We start from the raw sequence: 18,315 nt of genomic DNA, 5'->3' as shown, positions 1-18,315 counted from the left end.
TATCTGTTTATGGCTCAGAAGCTGGAGGTGTCGGTAAAGAGGCCGACCTTCAGATCCTTGGCTTCGTAGATCACGCGGCCGTCCACTTCCACGATGCCGTCGGCGATGCCCATGATCAGCTTGCGCCAGATCACCCGCTTCATGGTGATCTTGTAGCTCACCTTCTTGGCGGTGGGCAGGATCTGGCCGGTGAATTTCACCTCGCCCACGCCCAGGGCGCGACCCTTGCCGGGGCCGCCCTTCCAGCCCAGGAAAAAGCCTACCAGCTGCCACATGGCGTCCAGGCCCAGACAGCCGGGCATGACGGGATCGCCGGGGAAGTGGCAGTCGAAGAACCACAGCTCGGGGTTGATATCCAGCTCGGCCAGGATTTCGCCCTTGCCGTGCTCGCCGCCTTCGTCGCTGATGTGCACGATGCGGTCCATCATCAGCATGTTGGGGGCGGGCAGCTGGCTGTTGCCCGGGCCGAACAGCTCGCCGCGGCTGCAGGCCAGCAGTTCGTCTTTGCTAAAGGCGTGCTTGCCCAGTTCTTTTTGTGAAGACATCTGATGTTTCCGTTCCGGTCGGGCCTGGGCCCGTTGACAAAATTGGCGCCACTTTAGCGAACAGTTGTGCGCCAGACAAGTCCGATCTCTGGATCGATTTCACAAAGCCGGCATGCCGGGCTCAGCCACGGCGGAACAGGCGGCGCAGAAAACCGCTTTCCACCGTATGGCCGTTGAGCTCGTCCAGCCGCTCGCGGATCCGCCCGAACAGGGTGTCGGGCTGCTCCACATCACCCGCCACACAGCCGGTGAGCAACTCGATGGCCTGCTCTACGTGGGCCACCGGATAGATGTGGAAATGTCCCTCGGCCACCGCTTCGGCAACCTCGTCGGACAGGTTGAGCTGCAACCGGTTGCTGGCCGGGATCAGCACGCCCTGGTCGCCGGTCAGGCCCTGCAGGCGGCACAGCCGGAAAAAGCCTTCTATTTTTTCATTCACCCCGCCCACCGGCTGGACATTGCCGAACTGATCCACCGCCCCGGTGATGGCGAAATGCTGGTGGATGGGCTCCCGGGCCAGGGCCGACAGCAGGGCACACAGGCCGGCGAGGGAGGCGCTGTCGCCGTCGATTTCATGGTAGGACTGCTCGAACACTAGGTTGGCGGACAGGGGCGAAGGGTGCTCGGCGCCGAACAGGTTGGCCAGGTAGCCGTGGATGATCATCATCGCCTTGGCATGAATATGGCCGGCCAGCTCGGCCTTGCGCTCGATGTCGGCGATATCGCCGTCGCCCAGGTGCACGGTGGCGGTGAGCCGCACCGGCTCGCCGAAGTCGTAGGGGTGGCCGGCTATCTGGATCACCGACAGGCCGTTGATCTGACCGATTTCACTGCCCCAGGTCTGCATCAGGTACTGGCCATCGCGCACCCCCAGATCCGAGTGTTCAACCAGGAAATTGAGCCGGTAGTCCTGCTCCTGCTGGGCCTGGCGCACATGTTGTTCGGTGATCAGCGGCGACTGCTCCCGGTGGGCGATGACGTCGGCCAGCTGCATCATGGCGGTCAGCTGGGCCTCCACCAGGGAAAGCCGGTGCTGGTGCTCGGTCAGCCGGCTGCCATAGCGGCACAGCCGCTGCACGGCGCCGGCGTCCAGATCCCGCAAGTCGTGTTTGCGCCGCAGGTGGGCCAGGTAGCCGAGATAGGAAGCCAGATCCGCCTGGGCATCCCATTCGGGAATGATGTCGGCCCGTAAAAAGACGAGGGTATCCAGCTCCCGGTCGAGCATGTACAGCTCGGCCACCGACAGCCTATCCCCCACCAGGATAAGGTGGATATCCAGGGGCGGCGGCTCGGGCTGGAAGTAGAAGGCGGCCATTTCCGCCGGCCGGCTCCAGTCCACCCGGCGGCTGACCAGGGCATTTTTGAGCCGGAACCAGAGGTTGGGCTGATCCAGCAGTTCCTCGATGGGGACGATCAGGTAGCCGCCGTTGGCCTGGTGGATAAGCCCGGGCTCGAGCAGGTGATGGTGGCTGAACACCGAGCCCTGCTCGGTCTGGAAATGGATGGCCCCGAACAGCTGCTCGGCGCTGAACTGGCGGGCATGGACGATGGGGATGGTGCTGTCGTGACGATGCACCATCAGGTTGATGAGGACAGGGTGGCTGAAGCCACCACCGGCCGCCACGTGCTGGGACAGCAGCGACAGGTAATCGGCAATCTTCTCGTCGTTGTCCTGTTTTTTCAGGATCCGCTGGACGATATGCTCCGCCTCCAGGTGGCGCGAGGACAGCTCCAGCAGTTGGCCCACCAGTTCGCAAAACTCGATGCCGGTGCCCACCTTGAGTCGCAGCCAAATTGGCTTTTGCGGATGATGCAGGTTTTCCGCATAGCAAAGATCGAACAAATCCGCGTGGTTGGCGTGCTTCTTGACCAGATCCTGCACCAGCTCTTCGTAATCGGCGCCGGCAAAGCCGTTCAGCAGCAGGATGGGGTTGACCGCGTTCAGCCCCGCCAGGGTGGCAAAGGCCGAATCGGCCCTGGCCTGCAGTGCACTGAAGGGCAGGGCAAAGGCATCGTTCAGGGTGGTGAGCTCGGGAAGCGGAAATACGGGGGTCAGTTCGGCGGGACTCAGTGGTTGCACTCGAAAACTCATCATCTGGGGTAAATTGCTGCCAGTATACTTGAGCCGGCGGACAGATCGAGCCTCGCCGGCAAAATCTCGCCCGGTTGATCATGGGATTGTCATTTTTTGGCCCTAAGGTGAAAGGGTCAGGGAGGAAGCGCCATGGTACTGGAACACTTGACCCGCCTCGATCATCGCCTGTTTCTCAAAAGCCAGGGCCACCGCCACTGGCAGCGCCGGGCCCGGCTGGCCCGCTGGGTGTCGCGTACCGGCGACGGCCCGCCCTATGCCCTGCTCGGGCTGCTGCTGTGGAGCAGCGGCCAGCCCGCGCTGCAGGGGTATGTACAGCAGGCGTTGCAGGCCTTCGCCTGGGAGCTGCCCTGTTATTTGTTGCTCAAGCAGCTCTTTCGCCGACGCCGCCCGGCCGTGGCCCTGCCCCAGGCACGGGTATTTATCACCCCCGCCGATACCTTCAGTTTTCCCTCCGGCCATACCGCCGCCGCCTTCGTCTTACTGACCCTGCTGTGGCTGCAGGCGGGGTTCCTGGCCCTGTGGCTGCTGCCCTGGGCACTGCTGGTGGGCTGGTCCCGGGTCTGGCTGGGGGTACATTTTCCCGGCGACATCATTGCCGGCATTGCCCTGGGCGCCAGTGCCGCCCTGCTGGCCGGGACCTAGGAGCAACAGGATGCGACTGCTTTATGGCGTTCAGGGAACCGGCAACGGCCACATTACCCGGGCCCGGCTGATGGCCAACGCCCTGGCCCGCCGCGGGGCGAGGGTGGATTTTATCTTTTCCGGGCGCCCTCCCGGGGAATATTTCGACATGGCGCCCTTCGGCGATTACCAGACCCGCGAGGGGCTGACCTTTGTCACCCGGCGGGGCCGCATTCGCCCGCTCGGCACCCTGCGCCGGTGCCGACCGGGGCAACTGTTGCGCGATATTCGCGAACTGCGCGTGCTCGACTATGACCTGGTGATCAATGACTTCGAGCCCATCAGCGCCTGGGCAGCCCGGAACGCGGGCGTGCCCTGCCTGGCACTGAGCCACCAGGCCTCCTTTTTGCACCCGGTGCCGCGAGCGGGCGGAGGCTGGCTGGCGGACATCCTGCTGCACCGCTTTGCCCCGGCGGATTATCATCTTGGCCTGCACTGGCACCACTTCGATCAGCCCTTGCTGCCGCCCCTGGTAGAGCCGCACCCGCCGGCCGGACGCGCCGATGAGCATCAAATCCTGGTCTATCTGCCCTTTGAATGTCCTTCGGCCATCACTCGCTTGCTGGCTCCCTTTGGCCATTATCGTTTCGTCAGCTTCCATCCCCGGGCCGAGCCCGGACGCAAGGGGACGCTGGAGTGGTATTCGCCCTCCCGCCAGGCATTCCGGGACTGTCTGCAACACAGTGCCGGAGTCATTGCCAACAGCGGCTTCGAACTGCCCTCCGAAGCCCTGAGCCTTGGCCGAAAACTGCTGGTCAAGCCGGTACAGGGCCAGTTTGAGCAGGCCTCCAATGCCCTTGCCCTGCAGCGGCTGGGACTGGCCCGGGTGATGCCGCAACTGGACCGGGAGGCGGTGGCCGGCTGGCTGGCCGCTCCGGCCGCCATGCCGGTGGCGTATCCGGAGATCGCTCCCCGGGTGGCGGACTGGGTGCTGGCGGGCCGCTGGGAACAGCGCCAGGCACTGTGCCAATCCTTGTGGGCAGAGGTGCGTTTTCCGCCCGGCCTGGGGCTGTCATAACCGCGTCATCTGGGCCTGGCACACTGGTGTTATTTGATGGCACAGGAACGCCCAGATCCATGGGTCGCAGGCATCCGGTTTCACTTTCCGTTATCCAGGGCCTGGTGCTTGCCCTGGGTATTCTCATGATTCTCTTTATCTGGGGCCTGTTCGTGCACCAGAACGCCCTGGCCCGGACAGAACAGCTGGATGCCAGGGCCGCCGAGCACCGCCATGTGGCGGTGATGGTGGCCGAGCACCTGCGCCAGATCACCGACCGGGCGGTGGCCATCGCCCGCCTGGCCGACCCGGCTACCGCCGCCTTCGGCCCCGAGCTGAGCCGCTTTCTGGCGGCCGATCCCATGTTCAGCCGGCTCAGCCTTTACGGGCCAGGCGGCGAGGGTCGCCATGCCAGCCATTCCCCCCTGGCGACGCTGCCGCCGGGCTGGCTGGCCCAGGTCAACAGTCAGGTTGCGCATTTTGGCTTCGTGCCCTTTCTGCCCACCCAAACGGCAGACCAGCCCCTGGCCGGTCGCTGGCGGTTGCCATTGCTGGTGCCCCTGGCCGACACCGGCGGCATCCACCTGGCCGGCATCATGCTGCTGGAGCTGGAACTGGGCTACCTCGCCGGTCTCTACCAACACCTTGAGCTGGGCCACAGCGGGCTTATCCGACTGGTCGACCGCCAGGGAGAAGAACGGATGCGCGCCAACGGCAGCGGCATGGTGGAAGGCGGCCACGCACCCGATAACCCGGGCTGGCCTAAGACCGGGCAGCACCAGGGGAGGGTGGACGCCGCCGGAGCACAAAGCCTGTTTCATGCCCTGCCTGAACAGGGGTTTGCGGTGCTGGTCAGCCGTCTGCACGACGACATGCTGGCCGGTTTTTACCAGCAACGCAGCCGCCAGTGGCTGCTTAAACTGCTGCTGAGCCTGGCCATCGCCGGCGCCGTGGGCTGGCTGGTGCGGCTGCTGCGCGATCAGCGCCAGTTCGTGCAGGCACTGGAGCAGTCCGGCCAGCAAAACCGTCTGCTCATCCAGCGCCTGGAACAGGCTCACAGCCGCAGCTCGGCGGCGGCGGCCACCGATCACCTGAGCGGCCTGTACAACCGCCGCCAGTTTATCGAGCTGGCCGGGCGCCAGTTGGCCGAGCAGCGCCAGCGGCGAGAGCTGAGCGCCCTGTTGTTTATCGACCTGGACCGCTTCAAATCCATCAACGATACCCTGGGCCACCACACGGGCGACCTGCTGTTGCAGGCGGTGGCGGGACGGATCCGGCGCATGCTGGCCGCAGGGGATCAGGCCGCGCGCTTTGGCGGCGACGAATTCGTGGTACTGCTGGCCGGCCAGCGCAGCGAAAGCCGCATCGAGGAATGGGTCCGGCGCCTCACCGAACGGCTCTCGGCCACCTACAGCCTGGAGGGCAGCGAGCTCAACACCAGCCCCAGCATCGGCATCGCCATCTGTCCGCGGGATGCCCAGGATATCGACGGCCTGCTGAGCTGTGCCGATGCCGCCATGTATTCGGCCAAACGGGCGGGGCGGGGCCAGTACCGCTTTTTCGATCCCTCGTTAAACCGGGTGGATATGGAAGAGTTCCAGCTGGAACAGGCATTGGGCGATGCCCTGCGGCTGGGCCAGATCCGCCTGCATTTCCAGCCCCTGGTGCGGGTTGGCTCCATGAGCCTGGCCGGTTACGAGGCCCTGGCCCGCTGGCAGCACCCGCAATTCGGGCTTATCTATCCGGATCGCTTCATCCCCATCGCCGAACGCAGCGGTTTTATCCTCGCCCTGGGGCGGGAAGTGCTGCGCCTAGCCTGCCGGGAACTTGCCCAGTGGCCGCCGGAGCGAACCCTGGCGGTAAACGTGTCGCCAATGGAACTCGGTCAGGCGGACTTTGCCGAGCGGGTCTTGGCCGAGCTGGCCCAGCAAGGGCTGGATCCCGCCCGGCTGGAGCTGGAAATCACCGAAACCTCGGTGCTGGAACGCCAGCAGTTGGCCATCCAGCAACTGTGCCGGCTGAAGGCGGCGGGGGTGGGCATTAGCCTGGACGATTTCGGCAAGGGCTATGCCGGCTTCGCCCATTTGCAGGCACTGCCGCTGACCCGCCTGAAAATAGAGCGCAGCCTGATAGCCCAGCTTTCCAACAGCCACGACGACAGTCTGATCGTCTCTTCCACCATAACCCTGGCCAAACGGCTGGCCCTGCAGGTGGTGGCCGAAGGGGTGGAAACCGCGGAGCAGCTGGTTTACCTCAAACTGGCCGGCTGCGACTTTGCCCAGGGTTATCATCTGGGGCGGCCCATGCCGGCCGAACAGCTGGCGGAATTTGAACAGGCTTTTTCCACCATGAGGGCAAGCGCATGATGCGTGTCTGGATAACCCTGCTGTTCCTGCTCCTGAGCCCGCCACTGCTGGCCGACTGCCACCCGGAGCGGCTGCGGTTCACCCTGATCCCGAAAAAGGACATCGACCAGCAAATTGCCGAATACCGGCCCCTGTTCGAGCTGCTGGAGCACGCGACCGGCCGGCGGGTGGAGGTATTCAGGGCCAGCTCCTACGACAGCGTGATCGACGCCCTGGTCTCCGGCGGGGTGGACTTTGCCGTCCTTGGCCCGGCCGCCTACGCCCTGGCACAGCAAAGGGAGCCCCGGCTGGAGCCCTTTGCCTCGCTGGCGATGGCCGAAGGCCATTTCACCCCGGCCGGACCCTATTACCACGCCCTGCTGCTGGTAAGGGGAGACAGCGAACTGCACCGGCTGGAGCAGTTGCAGGGTGTGCGGGTGGCCCTGAGCGACCCGGCCAGCACCTCGGGCGCGCTGATCCCGGCCAGCGAGTTTCCTCGGGCCGCAGGGATGCCGCTGGACGAGCTGTTCGGCGCCCGGATTTATGCGGGCTCCCACGACAAGGCGCTGGACGCGCTGCTCGAGGGGAGGGTGGAAGCGGCCTTTGTCTCCAGCGCCCGGGCGGACGAGTACCTTAGCCGGGGCATTATGGCCGCCGGCCAGGTGCGCGAGCTGTGGCGCTCGCGGCCCATCCATTACGATCCCTTCGTGTTTCGCGCCGGACTCTGCCCGCCGCTTAAGGACCGCATTGCCGCGCTGCTGACCGGATCGCCACGCGCACTGGCCCCCTTTCTGGCCAGCCAGCAGGCGCTGGCGGTAACCCGGGTGGAGCACAGCGACTACCTGGACATCATCCATCTGGTGACCGGCTCCGGCGAGCACTAACCGGGCGCCGGAGCGGTCAGTAGGTTCGTGTCCAGCCACTGGATAACACTTTCGCCTGTTTTGGCGAGTCGCAACGGGAGAATGGACGAGCGGACGCCTTTTATCCGGTACTGTCGAAAATGGCCGCCGAAAGCCGGTGCCAGGCCGAGCTGGACTTTTATTTTGAGTTGGCACAACGTCTGCCTGGTGGCCACAAACACGATGGTCTGTTCGACATACCGAATGCTGTGGCACTGGAAGCGATAGCCGACACTTTCCAGCAGATGATCAAGCCCCTTTATGTTGAAAAACTCAAACGGGACGGCAATAAACGGCTGGTCCGGTACCGGGATGTGCTGAAAAAACTAAAACAAACGCCTTTCGAGTTTGAGATCTTCAGCCAAAAGATGAAGGGAGCGCTGGGGCGAGAATGGCCGGATCCCAGGGTGGCGTCGGTGATCTTCGGGCTTAATCCATAGTAATGGAACAATGCCGCAAAAAATCACAGCGGCCAAAGTAACGGTACCGATAAATCTTTAAAACCGGGCGGCAGAACCCGGGTGTTCTGAACCTTATAATTTATTATTTAACATAATATACATTATGCGAAGCGTCATGTCAGAGGTAACCGCCGCCCGGCAGGCCTTGCCGGACGGCTTTTCCGGCGTTAGTCACTTAACCGGTCCAGGCGCTTGTTGGCGGCGCTTTCGTGACGTTCCACCTTGCCGGTATGCAAATACTGGCTGGTGGTGTCTATGCTGTCGTGGCCAGCGTCCGCCTGCACATGGGACAAGGGCCGGCCGTTGTAGTTGATGTCGTGGGTAATGCCGGTGTGGCGGATGCTGTGCACGGTCAGGGTGCGCATTTCGGCGGCGTCCTGGGCAAAACCATCGGCGGCGGCGGCCATAGCGGCGTTGTCGAGCAGTTCATTGAGCAGTTCCCGCAACTGGCGAATACCCAGATTGGCGTTGATCAGGCCCTGGTCCCGGCCCCGGCCGGCGGCCCGGTGGCGGACAAACAAGGGAATCTGTTCATTCGGCGCCGGCAGCGATGCCAGCCCCAGGTGGTGCCGGTAGCGCTCAAGCGCTGCCAGCAGTTCGCGAGAAACGGCCACAGTGCGCCTTTTGCCGCCCTTGCTGAGCGGAATGTGAAAACTCCAGATGTCGGTGTTGCCGTCGCGCCGAAACTGGCTCATCACCGGCGAAAAACCGGGCCGGGCCGCCACTTCGGAAATGCGCAGGTAACAGCCGTACATCAGCGACACCAAAAACAGGGTGCGTTCGTGGCGATCGGGCTCGGTATCCGCCAACCGCCGGGCCGTGGCCATGACGTATGACCACTGCAGATCGCTGAATACCCTCACCTCGTCCTCCTCGCCGGGCATCGGCGCCAGGCCGGGACGGGAGCCAAAGCGGCTGTGGCGCATCCACATCATCGCCGGATTGCGTTCGGTCACTTCCTCGTTGATGAGATAGGCATAAAAGGACGACAACACCGCCATTTTGGTTTTCAGCGCCTTGTCGCTCAACCGGTAAGGCTGCTCCCTTGCGTCAATCTTTTTGCCCAGAAACGGCCGCCACAACGGATTGGGCCGGCGTTCGCCCAGTTCCTTGTCGGCCACGAACTGGGCCACGTTGCGATAGGCAATCAGCGGCGTCGGCGGCGCCAGACAATAGTCCACATAGCGATTCATGGTGCGCCGGCCCGCTTCCAGCGGCGACAACTGCTCCACGTCGAAGCACCAGTGCAAAAAGGTGGTCAGCTCGCTGCGGTAGGTTTTGTAGTTGTTGTCGTTGAACCGGCTTTCCGCCAGCCAGTCCACCGCATGTTCATAGACAAAGGCGGCGTCGGGCACCCGGCACAGGGTCACCTCGGCAATATGCTGGTTGATCAGACTGTTGCCCTCTTCCAGCAGATGGGGTGCATCAAACAGGGGGATAACGGGGGGAAGCATCATGGGCCGGGTCCGGTCTGGGGTTGTGAGGTCGCGGCGCCGTGGCGGCGCAATGCCGATAAATCCAGTTATCGGCATCAGGCGGCTACTATAACCGGGACACCGGGACAATTCCAGGTCCCGGTATGCCCAACATATCAAGGAGTTGCCCATGAGAATTGCCGCTTTGAGCCTGGCCGGCCTGCTGGCCTGTTCCGCCCAGGCTGCCGTGATCACCGAAGAGCTGGAGTACCGGGTCGGCGATCAGACCTTCAAGGGATACCTGGCGATCGACGATGCCCACCCCGGCCCGGTGCCCGGCGTACTGGTGGTTCATGAATGGTGGGGACACAACGATTATGCCCGCCAACGGGCCGACATGCTGGCTGAGCTGGGTTATGCCGCCCTCGCCCTCGACATGTACGGCGATGGCCGGCAGGCCAGCCACCCCGAACAGGCCGGTGAGTTCGCCCAGGCCTCGCTGGCTTCCCTGCCCCAGGCCGAGGCCCGTTTCAATGCCGCCCTCGCCCTGCTCGCCGGGGATGGACGGGTGGATGGCGAGCGCATCGCCGCCATCGGTTATTGCTACGGCGGTGGTGTGGTGTTGCACATGGCCAGAAGCGGTGCCGATCTGGATGCGGTGGCCAGCTTCCACGGCTCGCTAACCCCCCTGGCAGCTCCCCTGCCCGCCGGCAGCCAGACCCGTATTGCCGTATTCAACGGCGCCGCCGATCCCATGGTGCCGGCCGAACAGCTCAGGGCGTTTCGCCAGGAAATGGAGGCCGCCGGCGCCGATTACCTGCTGGTGGATTATCCCGGCGCGCTGCACGGCTTCACCAATCCGGCGGCGGACCAGGCCGCAGCCCGGTTTGGCCTGCCCCTGGGCTACGACCGGGATGCGGATCAGGACTCCTGGCGGCAGTTGCAGGCGTTTTTGCAGGCCAGCCTGGCCCGCAAAGAGGAATAAGCGGGCGGCTCAGCGCCGCACTTCAAAATGAAAGCGGAAACGGCGGCGCTCTCCTTGCCGCTCGGTGTCCAGCACCCAGGCCCAGACCATGCGGGCCTCGGTGCAGGCCCCCACCAGGGCCTGGCCCTGCCAGAGGCCGGGCTCGGCCTGCTCAAGCAGCGCCGGTAGTGTCCCCATGTACATGCTCTCTCCTTCCAGCACGCTGCGCAGCACCCGAATCTCGGGATCGGAAAAGCGCACTTCCAGGGCGAATGGCTGCTCGGCGCCCAGCGATTCGGTGACCAGCCGGGCCTGTGCCTCCACGCCATCCTGCTGCTGCCGGCAGAGATGGTGAGCAATGTCACAAAACGGAATCTTTTCCGCCGCTTTTTCCGGCGGCTCGGATACGGTAGTGCAGGTTCGCAGCCAGAAGGCGCCGGACAAAACCCCTGTCACCACCAAAATTTGGACCAGCCGGGGGCCGGTAAGACGCTCTCTCATCCCCATTATCATCCTGTTTTGCACACAATCCACCGGGCCGGTTGATCTCGATCAAGGCGTGCCCTTATGCCTTATGGCGGCGTTAAGTGGTAATCATATTACTGTTTATACTGTTATTTTTGCAGCCACTCATTTATCATCTGCGCTGTGTTTTGGTGCCCGGCCTCTTTATTAACAAAGGCTTAACAAAGCGGACAGGCATCCGGAACCGCCGATGTAAAACCGGTTGTCTTTTATCCTTCCGATGTGAGCACCCTGGGTGAGCACAAAACCTGAATAACAGCAGTGGAAGCGGAACTATAACGATGAGTCAAACTAATAATCAACCAAACTACAACTACACCGTAGTTCGTCAGTTTACGGTCATGACCGTAATCTGGGGCGTTGTAGGTATGTCGTTGGGCGTGCTGATCGCGGCACAGCTTATCTGGCCTGCCCTCAACTTCGAAACTCCCTGGCTAACCTATAGCCGGTTACGCCCGTTGCACACCAATGCGGTTATTTTCGCCTTCGGTGTCAGCGCCCTGATGGCCACCTCCTTTTACGTGGTGCAGCGTACCTGTCAGACCCGTCTGTTCGGGGGCCCGCTGGCGTCCTTCGTATTTTGGGGCTGGCAGGCCATTATCCTTTCGGCCGTGATCACCCTGCCGCTGGGCTATACCACCACCAAAGAATACGCCGAACTGGAGTGGCCCATCGACATCGCCATTGCGGTAGTGTGGGTGTCTTATGCCATCGTGTTCTTCGGTACCCTGTACAAGCGCAACACCTCCCACATCTATGTGGCCAACTGGTTCTACGGCGGTTTCATCCTGACCGTGGCGGTGCTGCACATCGTCAACAGCATGGCGATCCCGCTGAGCGGCATGAAGTCCTACTCCATGTACTCCGGCGCCGCCGACGCCATGGTGCAGTGGTGGTACGGCCACAACGCCGTGGGCTTCCTGCTCACCGCCGGCTTCCTTGGCATGATGTACTACTTCGTGCCCAAGCAGGCCGGTCGTCCGGTGTATTCCTACCGCCTGTCCATCGTGCACTTCTGGGCGCTGATCACCCTGTATATCTGGGCCGGTCCGCACCACCTGCACTACACTGCCCTGCCCGACTGGGCCCAGTCCCTCGGCATGGTGATGTCGCTGATCCTGTTCGTGCCCTCCTGGGGTGGCATGATCAACGGTATCATGACCCTGTCCGGTGCCTGGCACAAACTGCGCTATGACCCCATTCTGCGCTTTTTGATCGTGTCCCTGTCGTTCTACGGCATGTCCACCTTCGAAGGCCCCATGATGGCGATCAAGACGGTCAACGCCCTGTCCCACTACACCGACTGGACCGTCGGCCATGTGCACTCCGGTGCCCTGGGCTGGGTTGCCATGGTGTCTATCGGCTCCGTATACCACCTGATCCCCAACCTGTTCGGCCAGGAACGCATGTACAGCGTACGCCTGATCAACGTCCACTTCTGGCTGGCCACCATCGGCACCGTGCTGTACATCGTCGCCATGTGGATAAGCGGTGTAATGCAGGGCCTGATGTGGCGTGCGGTGAACGAGGACGGCACCCTGACCTACAGCTTTGTCGAGAGTCTGCAGGCGTCCTATCCGTTCTACTTCGTCCGTTTCCTTGGCGGTTGCTTCTTTGTCGCCGGTATGCTGCTGATGCTGTACAACGCTTACCGTACCATCAAGGCGCCGAAAGGCTCCCTGCAAGCTATCCCCCAACCGGCCTGAGGAGACTCGTGAATGAAAAACCGTCATGAACTGGTCGAAAAGAATGTCACCTGGCTGGCAATTCTGACCGTTGTCGCCATCAGCTTCGGTGGTTTGGTAGAAATCGTGCCGCTGTTCTTCCAGCAGCAAACCAACGAGCCGGTCGAGGGCCTGCGTCCCTACACCGCGCTGGAAATGGAAGGCCGCGACATCTACATCCGCGAAGGCTGCCACGTGTGCCATAGCCAGATGATCCGTCCGTTCCGCGCCGAAACCGAGCGCTACGGCCATTATTCGGTTGCCGGTGAAAGCGTGTGGGAGCACCCCTTCCTGTGGGGCTCCAAGCGTACCGGTCCGGATCTGGCCCGGGTGGGTGGCCGTTACTCCGACGAGTGGCACCGGGTTCACCTGATCGACCCCCGTGCCGTGGTGCCCGAGTCCAACATGCCCGCCTTCCCCTGGCTGGAAACCAACACGCTGGACGGCAAGCACACCGCCGACAAACTGCGTCTGTTCCGGGACAGCTTCGGCGTTCCCTATACCGATGCCGATATTGAAGGTGCCGAAGCGGCTGTGAAGGGCAAGTCCGAAATGGACGCCATTATCGCCTATCTGCAATCCTTGGGACACGCCCTTAAATAACCGGAGTCGATGATGGATATCAGTACCTTGGAAGCCCTGAAGCCTATGCTGATAAGCTTTCAGACCCTGGCCTTGCTGGTGTTGTTTGTAGGCATCGTATGGTGGGCCTACAGCAAGCGCCGAAAGGGAAAATTCGATGACGCCGCCAACTCCATCTTCGAGGAGGAGCAGGGCGAGCAACGTCGCCAGGGTACTGAGCAGGATCGCGCAGGAGCTAACAAAAAATGAATACTTTTCTAAGTGTATTTGTAACCGTGATCAGTCTGGGCACCATTTTCGGCTGCCTGGCACTGCTCATCTGGTGCACCCGTGACAAAATGGGGATAGAAGAAGGCGCCCCCACCGGCCACACCTTCGACGGCATCTCCGAAATCAACAACCCCCTGCCCAAGTGGTGGAGCTACCTGTTTGTTTTCATGATCGTGTTCTCGCTGATCTACCTGGCGCTGTATCCCGGTCTTGGCAACTTCAAGGGCCTGCTCGGCTGGCAGAGTTCCAACCAGGACATCCGTTCCCTTGAGGAATCCCGCGCCGCCTCGGCGGCAGCCCGGGAAGAAGGTCGCCTGGTGCAGTACGAGCGCGAGATGGTGAAGGCCGATGAAGTGTTCGGCGCCCGTTTCCGCGAACTGGCCTATGAGGCCGATGGCCAGACCTACCGCGCCATCGCCGACATCGCCCAGGACGAGGAAGCCACCAAGGTAGGCCAGCGCCTGTTCCTGCAAAACTGTGCCCAGTGCCACGGCTCCGATGCCCGCGGCGCCCGCGGCTTCCCCAACCTGGCGGACGCCGACTGGCTGTGGGGTGGCACTCCGGACCAGATCAAGGCCACTATCATGCACGGCCGCCAGGGCGCCATGCCGGCCTGGGGCGACAGCCTGGGTGAGGACGGTGTGCGCGAGGTGACTTCCTATGTGCTGAGCCTGTCCGGCCGCAAGGTGGACGAAGTGGAAGCCCAGAAGGGCCAGGCCCGCTTCGCGGTCTGTGCCGCCTGCCACGGCATGGACGGTACCGGCAACGTGGCCATGGGTGCGCCCAACCTGACCGACGGCATCTGGCTGTACGGCGGCTCCCGCGCCGCGGTGGAAGACTCCATCCGCCATGGCCGCGCCGGCGTCATGCCCGCCTGGAAGGACATCCTGGGTGAAGACAAAGTGCAGTTGCTGTCCGCCTATGTGTACAGCCTGAACAACAACTGACAAGGCCCCCGGGCTTGAATTAAAAGCCCCGCTCGCCGGGGCTTTTGTTATAGTAAGCCGTTCTTTTTCGCAGTAGGAATCCATATGCAACAACGTCAATGGTATCGGCAGTTCTGGCCCTGGTTTCTGATCACCCTGCCCCTGTGCGCCGTGGTGGCCAGTATTTATACCCTGCACCTGGCCAGCTCCGGTGCCGACAGCATGGTGGTGGATGACTACTACAAAAAAGGCCGGGCCATCAATCAGGATTTGAGCGAGCTGCAGCGCGCCGAGCAGCTCGGCCTGCTGGCCGAACTCAGCTACCGGGACGGCCAGTTGGCGCTGGTCATGCAGGGCGAGCACAATAACGGCGAGGCGGTTCGCCTGCGCTTCAGCCATCCCACCCTGGCCGACCAGGATCTGGATCTGCTGCTGACCAGCGATGCCGCCGGTGTCTATCGCCACCGTCCCGAGCAGGCGCTGATGGAAGGCTCCTGGAACCTGCAAATTGAAGCCTTCGACGGTCGCTGGCGCCTGCACCAGCGCATTGTCCTGCCCATCGCCGACCGCCTCCTCGTCCGCGCCGGAGGCTAGGCATGGCGGGCTGTTTCCACTGCGGCGAGCCGCTGCCCCTCGACGCCGCCTTCAGCGCCACCCTGGACGGCGAATCCCGCCAATTCTGTTGCCCCGGTTGCCGGGCGGTGGCGGAAACCATCATCGCCTGCGGCCTCGGCAGCTACTACCAGCACAGAACCGGCACCGCCCCCCGGGCCGAGGCGCTGCCCGATGAACTGCAACGGCTGCAGCACTATGACCTGGACGAAATCCAGCAGGATTTCGTCCAGGTCCGGGAGCAGGATATCCGGGAAGTGCAGTTGTCCATCGGTGGCCTGAGCTGCGCCGCCTGCGCCTGGCTTATCGAACGCCACCTGTCCCAGGTGCCGGGGGTGGTGCAAATCCAGGTCAATACCACCACGGAGCGGGCCCGGCTGCGCTGGCACGGCCGCCAGACCCGGCTCAGTACCCTGCTTGCCGCCTTTACCCATATTGGCTATCAGGCCCGCCCTTTCCTCCCCCACCAGCACGAGCAGGCCTACAACCGGGAGGTAAAATCCTATCTGCTGCGCCTGGGCGTGGCCGGCATTGCCAGCATGCAGGTGATGATGGTGGGTTTTGCCCTGTACGAGGACTTGTTTCCGGATATCGACGGCGAGCTGGTGCAGTATTTTCGCTGGATAAGCCTGTGGTTATCGGTGCCGGTCATGGCCTACTCGGCCCTGCCCTTCTACCGCAACGCCTGGCGGGGCGTCAGAAACCGGGCGCTGAACATGGACTTGCCGGTCTCCCTGGCCATGGTGTTCGCTTTTGTGGCCTCGGTTTATGCCACCGTCACCGCCACCGGCGAGGTGTATTACGAGTGCGTGTCCATGTTTGCCTTTCTGTTGCTGACCGGCCGTTTTCTGGAAATGCGGGCCAAGCGCAAGGCTTCGGAAACCACGGCCAACCTGACTCACCACATTCCCCTGCTGGCCCGGCTGGAAACCGCCGGCGGCGAGCAGGAGGTAGCCGCCCGCACCCTGCTGCCGGGCCAGGTGGTGAGGGTCTCTCCCGGCACCGTGATCCCCGCCGACGGCCATATCCTGGAGGGACGCACCAGCGTCGACGAGTCCATGCTCACCGGCGAGCACCTGCCGGTGACCCGGGGACCGGGCGAGGCGGTATTTGCCGGCACCACCAATGTGGAGTCGCCGCTGCGGCTCAGGGTCAGCCGCGCCCTGGCCGATGCCCGGGTGTCGGAAATCCTGCGCGCCCAGGATGACGCCCTGGCAGACAAGCCCAGGGTCGCCATTCTCGCCGACCAGCTGTCCCGCTATTTTGTCGCGGCCCTGCTGCTGGCCACCCTGGGTACCTGGCTTATCTGGCTGCAACTGGATCCGGACAAGGCATTCTGGGTCATGCTGTCGGTGCTGGTGGCCACCTGCCCTTGCGCCCTTTCCCTGGCTACCCCCACGGCCCTGACCGTGGCCACCTCCCGGCTGACCCGCAGCGGCGTGCTGGTGCGCCGTGCCCATGTGCTCGACACCCTGCCCAAGGCCAGCCGCATGGTATTCGACAAAACCGGCACCCTCACCCAGGGCCGGGTGGCGCTGACCGCCACCGAATCGCTGGGAAACCTGACTACTGAGCAGGCCCTGGCCATTGCCGCCGCCCTGGAGGCCGGGTCGGAGCACCCCATCGCCCGTGCCTTTGTCCCTTTTCAGGATACGGCCATGGTGGTGACCGGACGGGAAAACCGGGTCGGGCGCGGCGTCAGCGGCCTGATCGACGGCCGCCGCTGGCGCCTGGGCAGTGGCCGCTGGCTCAATCCGGACGCCACCGATCCCGGCCTGTGCGTATATCTGGCCGATGATGCGGGCCTGCAGGCCCGCTTCCTGCTGGAAGACCCCCTGCGCGAAGACGCCGCCCTCCTGGTCCGTCGCTGCCGGGAGCTGGGGCTGGCCACCACGCTGCTGACCGGCGATGGCTCCGGCCAGGCGGATCAGGTGGCCGACAGCCTGGGAGTGGACGAACTGGTCAAAAACGCCGACCCCGACGACAAGCTGGCTTATCTGCGCCGGCGCGACGCCGCCGGCGACATTTGCCTGATGGTGGGCGATGGCATCAATGACGCTCCCGTGCTGGCGGGTGCCCATGCCTCCTTCGCCATGGCCGGCGGCACCGACATCGCCAAAAACAGCGCCGACGCCATTCTGCTGGGCGATGATCTGCAACGGCTGCTGACCGCCCGCCATATTGCGGTACGCTGTCGCCGGGTGATCAAACAGAATTTTTCCTGGGCGCTCGGCTACAACCTGGTGATACTGCCCCTGGCCGCCACCGGCCATGTCTCGCCCTGGTTCGCCATGCTCGGCATGTCCGCCAGCTCGCTGGTGGTGATGTCCAACTCCCTGAGGTTGTCCCGCTGATGAACGATAATGAAATCTGGTACCTGATCATCCCCATCGCCATGATTTTCGTGGCCATTGCCATCGCCCTGTTCTTCTGGTCGGTGAAAAGCGATCAGTTCGAAGACCTGGATCGCCAGGGCAACAACATCCTGTTCGACGACGACAGCGACTCCCATCACCGGGCCCAGTCCCGCACCACAGCCGACGATAGTGATGACCGGTCAGCTTGACGCCGGCGCGGCGCTGCTCATCGGTTTGCTCGGCGCCGGCCATTGCATCGCCATGTGCGGCGGCGTGGCGGCCGCCTTTTCCCTGGCCATACCCGCCGGCCAACGGCGCTGGCACTGGCTTTACCTGCTGGCCTACAACCTTGGCCGCATCGCCAGCTACGCTCTGGCCGGGGCCTTGGTCGGTGGCCTGTTCGCCGGGCTGGCGGAGCTGGGGCCAGGACGGCAGGGGCTGGGCCTGCTGCGGGTACTGGCCGGGGTAATGATGATACTGCTCGGGCTTTACCTGGCCCGCTGGTGGAGCGGCCTGCTGCACCTGGAGCGCATCGGCCAGCGGCTGTGGCGGCATCTCAAGCCCCTGGCCGGACGCTGGGTGCCCTTTCGCCATCCCCTGTCCGCCCTGCCCTTTGGCATGGTATGGGGCTGGTTGCCCTGCGGCTTGGTCTATTCCGCCCTCACCTGGAGCGCGGTGTCGGGCAGCGCCGCGCAAGGTGCCCTGGTGATGGCGTTGTTCGGCCTGGGCACCCTGCCGACCCTGCTGGCGCTGGGCGGACTGGCGGGCTCGCTGCGTCACTGGCTCAATCATGCCGGCTTCCGGCGCGTCTCAGGCATCTTGTTGATTCTTTACGGATTGTTCACCTTTTATCAGGCCCTGGTGCTGCTTTACTAAGCTATTAAGTGCCGGTCTTTGGTGCTATGATTGAGGCG

General features: G+C 63.3%; 19 protein-coding genes. 15 read left to right on the top strand and 4 right to left on the bottom strand.

Going from position 1 to position 18,315, the window contains the following annotated elements:
• Positions 1 to 14 precede the first annotated feature (14 nt).
• Together fabA and C7I36_RS01960 are read right to left on the bottom strand one after the other, a co-directional pair.
• A complete protein-coding gene (gene fabA, locus C7I36_RS01965; RefSeq protein WP_106452070.1) occupies positions 15 to 545 on the bottom strand; it encodes a 3-hydroxyacyl-[acyl-carrier-protein] dehydratase FabA in 531 nt (176 codons plus the stop codon).
• A gap of 121 nt (positions 546 to 666) precedes the next feature.
• Positions 667 to 2,625: a Lon protease family protein gene (locus C7I36_RS01960; protein ID WP_106452069.1), complete on the bottom strand. Its 1,959-nt coding sequence runs from the start codon at positions 2,623 to 2,625 to the stop codon at positions 667 to 669.
• Between the two features lie 144 nt (positions 2,626 to 2,769).
• On the opposite strand from C7I36_RS01960, the gene C7I36_RS01955 reads away from it, so the two are divergent.
• The 5 genes from C7I36_RS01955 (at position 2,770) to C7I36_RS01935 (ending at position 8,005) form a co-directional block, all read left to right on the top strand.
• On the top strand, positions 2,770 to 3,282 hold the full coding sequence (locus C7I36_RS01955; protein WP_106452068.1) for a phosphatase PAP2 family protein: 513 nt from the start codon (positions 2,770 to 2,772) through the stop codon (positions 3,280 to 3,282).
• Between the two features lie 10 nt (positions 3,283 to 3,292).
• Positions 3,293 to 4,339, top strand: a complete 1,047-nt coding sequence (locus C7I36_RS01950) for an MJ1255/VC2487 family glycosyltransferase (protein ID WP_106452067.1) — start codon at positions 3,293 to 3,295, stop codon at positions 4,337 to 4,339.
• 59 nt (positions 4,340 to 4,398) lie between these two features.
• The gene (locus C7I36_RS01945; protein WP_106452066.1) at positions 4,399 to 6,684 is read left to right on the top strand and encodes a putative bifunctional diguanylate cyclase/phosphodiesterase; all 2,286 of its coding nucleotides are present in this window, start codon (positions 4,399 to 4,401) and stop codon (positions 6,682 to 6,684) included.
• On the top strand, positions 6,684 to 7,547 hold the full coding sequence (locus tag C7I36_RS01940; RefSeq protein WP_181256267.1) for a phosphate/phosphite/phosphonate ABC transporter substrate-binding protein: 864 nt from the start codon (positions 6,684 to 6,686) through the stop codon (positions 7,545 to 7,547). The genes C7I36_RS01945 and C7I36_RS01940 overlap by 1 nt, the downstream gene beginning before the upstream one ends.
• A gap of 119 nt (positions 7,548 to 7,666) precedes the next feature.
• Positions 7,667 to 8,005: a hypothetical protein gene (locus C7I36_RS01935; RefSeq protein WP_106452064.1), complete on the top strand. Its 339-nt coding sequence runs from the start codon at positions 7,667 to 7,669 to the stop codon at positions 8,003 to 8,005.
• Positions 8,006 to 8,193: 188 nt separating this feature from the next.
• Here C7I36_RS01935 and C7I36_RS01930 read toward each other — a convergent pair whose 3' ends face one another.
• Complete coding sequence (locus C7I36_RS01930) at positions 8,194 to 9,483, bottom strand: tyrosine-type recombinase/integrase (protein ID WP_106452063.1); 1,290 nt, start codon at positions 9,481 to 9,483, stop codon at positions 8,194 to 8,196.
• Between the two features lie 148 nt (positions 9,484 to 9,631).
• On the opposite strand from C7I36_RS01930, the gene C7I36_RS01925 reads away from it, so the two are divergent.
• Positions 9,632 to 10,426: a dienelactone hydrolase family protein gene (locus tag C7I36_RS01925; protein ID WP_106452062.1), complete on the top strand. Its 795-nt coding sequence runs from the start codon at positions 9,632 to 9,634 to the stop codon at positions 10,424 to 10,426.
• A 9-nt stretch (positions 10,427 to 10,435) separates the two neighbouring features.
• Here C7I36_RS01925 and C7I36_RS17665 read toward each other — a convergent pair whose 3' ends face one another.
• On the bottom strand, positions 10,436 to 10,729 hold the full coding sequence (locus C7I36_RS17665) for a hypothetical protein (RefSeq protein ID WP_245880003.1): 294 nt from the start codon (positions 10,727 to 10,729) through the stop codon (positions 10,436 to 10,438).
• A 34-nt stretch (positions 10,730 to 10,763) separates the two neighbouring features.
• Between C7I36_RS17665 and C7I36_RS17660 the strand changes: the two genes are divergently transcribed.
• From C7I36_RS17660 to C7I36_RS01880, 9 genes are all read left to right on the top strand, one after another.
• Positions 10,764 to 11,081 carry a hypothetical protein gene (locus tag C7I36_RS17660; RefSeq protein WP_245880002.1) on the top strand — a complete coding sequence of 106 codons (318 nt, stop codon included), beginning with the start codon at positions 10,764 to 10,766 and terminating at the stop codon, positions 11,079 to 11,081.
• A gap of 130 nt (positions 11,082 to 11,211) precedes the next feature.
• Positions 11,212 to 12,636 carry a cytochrome-c oxidase, cbb3-type subunit I gene (ccoN, locus tag C7I36_RS01915; protein ID WP_106452060.1) on the top strand — a complete coding sequence of 475 codons (1,425 nt, stop codon included), beginning with the start codon at positions 11,212 to 11,214 and terminating at the stop codon, positions 12,634 to 12,636.
• Positions 12,637 to 12,648: 12 nt separating this feature from the next.
• Positions 12,649 to 13,257 (top strand): cytochrome-c oxidase, cbb3-type subunit II, encoded by a 609-nt coding sequence (ccoO, locus tag C7I36_RS01910; protein WP_106452059.1) that lies wholly within the window; start codon positions 12,649 to 12,651, stop codon positions 13,255 to 13,257.
• Between the two features lie 12 nt (positions 13,258 to 13,269).
• Complete coding sequence (locus C7I36_RS01905; RefSeq protein ID WP_106452058.1) at positions 13,270 to 13,485, top strand: cbb3-type cytochrome oxidase subunit 3; 216 nt, start codon at positions 13,270 to 13,272, stop codon at positions 13,483 to 13,485.
• Positions 13,482 to 14,453 carry a cytochrome-c oxidase, cbb3-type subunit III gene (ccoP, locus tag C7I36_RS01900; RefSeq protein WP_106452057.1) on the top strand — a complete coding sequence of 324 codons (972 nt, stop codon included), beginning with the start codon at positions 13,482 to 13,484 and terminating at the stop codon, positions 14,451 to 14,453. Before C7I36_RS01905 ends, ccoP begins: the two co-directional genes overlap by 4 nt.
• An 84-nt stretch (positions 14,454 to 14,537) precedes the next feature.
• Positions 14,538 to 15,026: a FixH family protein gene (locus C7I36_RS01895; protein ID WP_106452056.1), complete on the top strand. Its 489-nt coding sequence runs from the start codon at positions 14,538 to 14,540 to the stop codon at positions 15,024 to 15,026.
• Positions 15,027 to 15,028: 2 nt separating this feature from the next.
• A complete protein-coding gene (locus tag C7I36_RS01890) occupies positions 15,029 to 17,398 on the top strand; it encodes a heavy metal translocating P-type ATPase (protein ID WP_106452055.1) in 2,370 nt (789 codons plus the stop codon).
• Positions 17,398 to 17,610, top strand: a complete 213-nt coding sequence (ccoS, locus tag C7I36_RS01885) for a cbb3-type cytochrome oxidase assembly protein CcoS (RefSeq protein ID WP_106452054.1) — start codon at positions 17,398 to 17,400, stop codon at positions 17,608 to 17,610. The genes C7I36_RS01890 and ccoS overlap by 1 nt, the downstream gene beginning before the upstream one ends.
• Positions 17,594 to 18,277: a sulfite exporter TauE/SafE family protein gene (locus C7I36_RS01880; protein ID WP_106452053.1), complete on the top strand. Its 684-nt coding sequence runs from the start codon at positions 17,594 to 17,596 to the stop codon at positions 18,275 to 18,277. Before ccoS ends, C7I36_RS01880 begins: the two co-directional genes overlap by 17 nt.
• The last annotated feature ends 38 nt before the right edge of the window (positions 18,278 to 18,315 follow it).

This window comes from Zobellella taiwanensis, assembly GCF_003012795.1.
Lineage (GTDB): Bacteria > Pseudomonadota > Gammaproteobacteria > Enterobacterales > Aeromonadaceae > Oceanimonas > Oceanimonas taiwanensis.
The sequence above is the reverse complement of the archived record's forward strand: the minus strand, read 5'-3'. Positions and strand labels throughout refer to the sequence as shown.

Coding starts and splice junctions, on each gene's coding strand:
- fabA (WP_106452070.1), bottom strand. CDS start 545: ATGTCTTCACAAAAAGAACTGGGCAAGCACGCCTTTAGCAAAGACGAA.
- C7I36_RS01955 (WP_106452068.1), top strand. CDS start 2,770: ATGGTACTGGAACACTTGACCCGCCTCGATCATCGCCTGTTTCTCAAA.
- C7I36_RS01950 (WP_106452067.1), top strand. CDS start 3,293: ATGCGACTGCTTTATGGCGTTCAGGGAACCGGCAACGGCCACATTACC.
- C7I36_RS01945 (WP_106452066.1), top strand. CDS start 4,399: ATGGGTCGCAGGCATCCGGTTTCACTTTCCGTTATCCAGGGCCTGGTG.
- C7I36_RS01940 (WP_181256267.1), top strand. CDS start 6,684: ATGCGTGTCTGGATAACCCTGCTGTTCCTGCTCCTGAGCCCGCCACTG.
- C7I36_RS01935 (WP_106452064.1), top strand. CDS start 7,667: ATGGCCGCCGAAAGCCGGTGCCAGGCCGAGCTGGACTTTTATTTTGAG.
- C7I36_RS01930 (WP_106452063.1), bottom strand. CDS start 9,483: ATGATGCTTCCCCCCGTTATCCCCCTGTTTGATGCACCCCATCTGCTG.
- C7I36_RS01925 (WP_106452062.1), top strand. CDS start 9,632: ATGAGAATTGCCGCTTTGAGCCTGGCCGGCCTGCTGGCCTGTTCCGCC.
- C7I36_RS17660 (WP_245880002.1), top strand. CDS start 10,764: ATGTCACAAAACGGAATCTTTTCCGCCGCTTTTTCCGGCGGCTCGGAT.
- ccoN (WP_106452060.1), top strand. CDS start 11,212: ATGAGTCAAACTAATAATCAACCAAACTACAACTACACCGTAGTTCGT.
- ccoO (WP_106452059.1), top strand. CDS start 12,649: ATGAAAAACCGTCATGAACTGGTCGAAAAGAATGTCACCTGGCTGGCA.
- C7I36_RS01905 (WP_106452058.1), top strand. CDS start 13,270: ATGGATATCAGTACCTTGGAAGCCCTGAAGCCTATGCTGATAAGCTTT.
- ccoP (WP_106452057.1), top strand. CDS start 13,482: ATGAATACTTTTCTAAGTGTATTTGTAACCGTGATCAGTCTGGGCACC.
- C7I36_RS01895 (WP_106452056.1), top strand. CDS start 14,538: ATGCAACAACGTCAATGGTATCGGCAGTTCTGGCCCTGGTTTCTGATC.
- C7I36_RS01890 (WP_106452055.1), top strand. CDS start 15,029: ATGGCGGGCTGTTTCCACTGCGGCGAGCCGCTGCCCCTCGACGCCGCC.
- ccoS (WP_106452054.1), top strand. CDS start 17,398: ATGAACGATAATGAAATCTGGTACCTGATCATCCCCATCGCCATGATT.
- C7I36_RS01880 (WP_106452053.1), top strand. CDS start 17,594: ATGACCGGTCAGCTTGACGCCGGCGCGGCGCTGCTCATCGGTTTGCTC.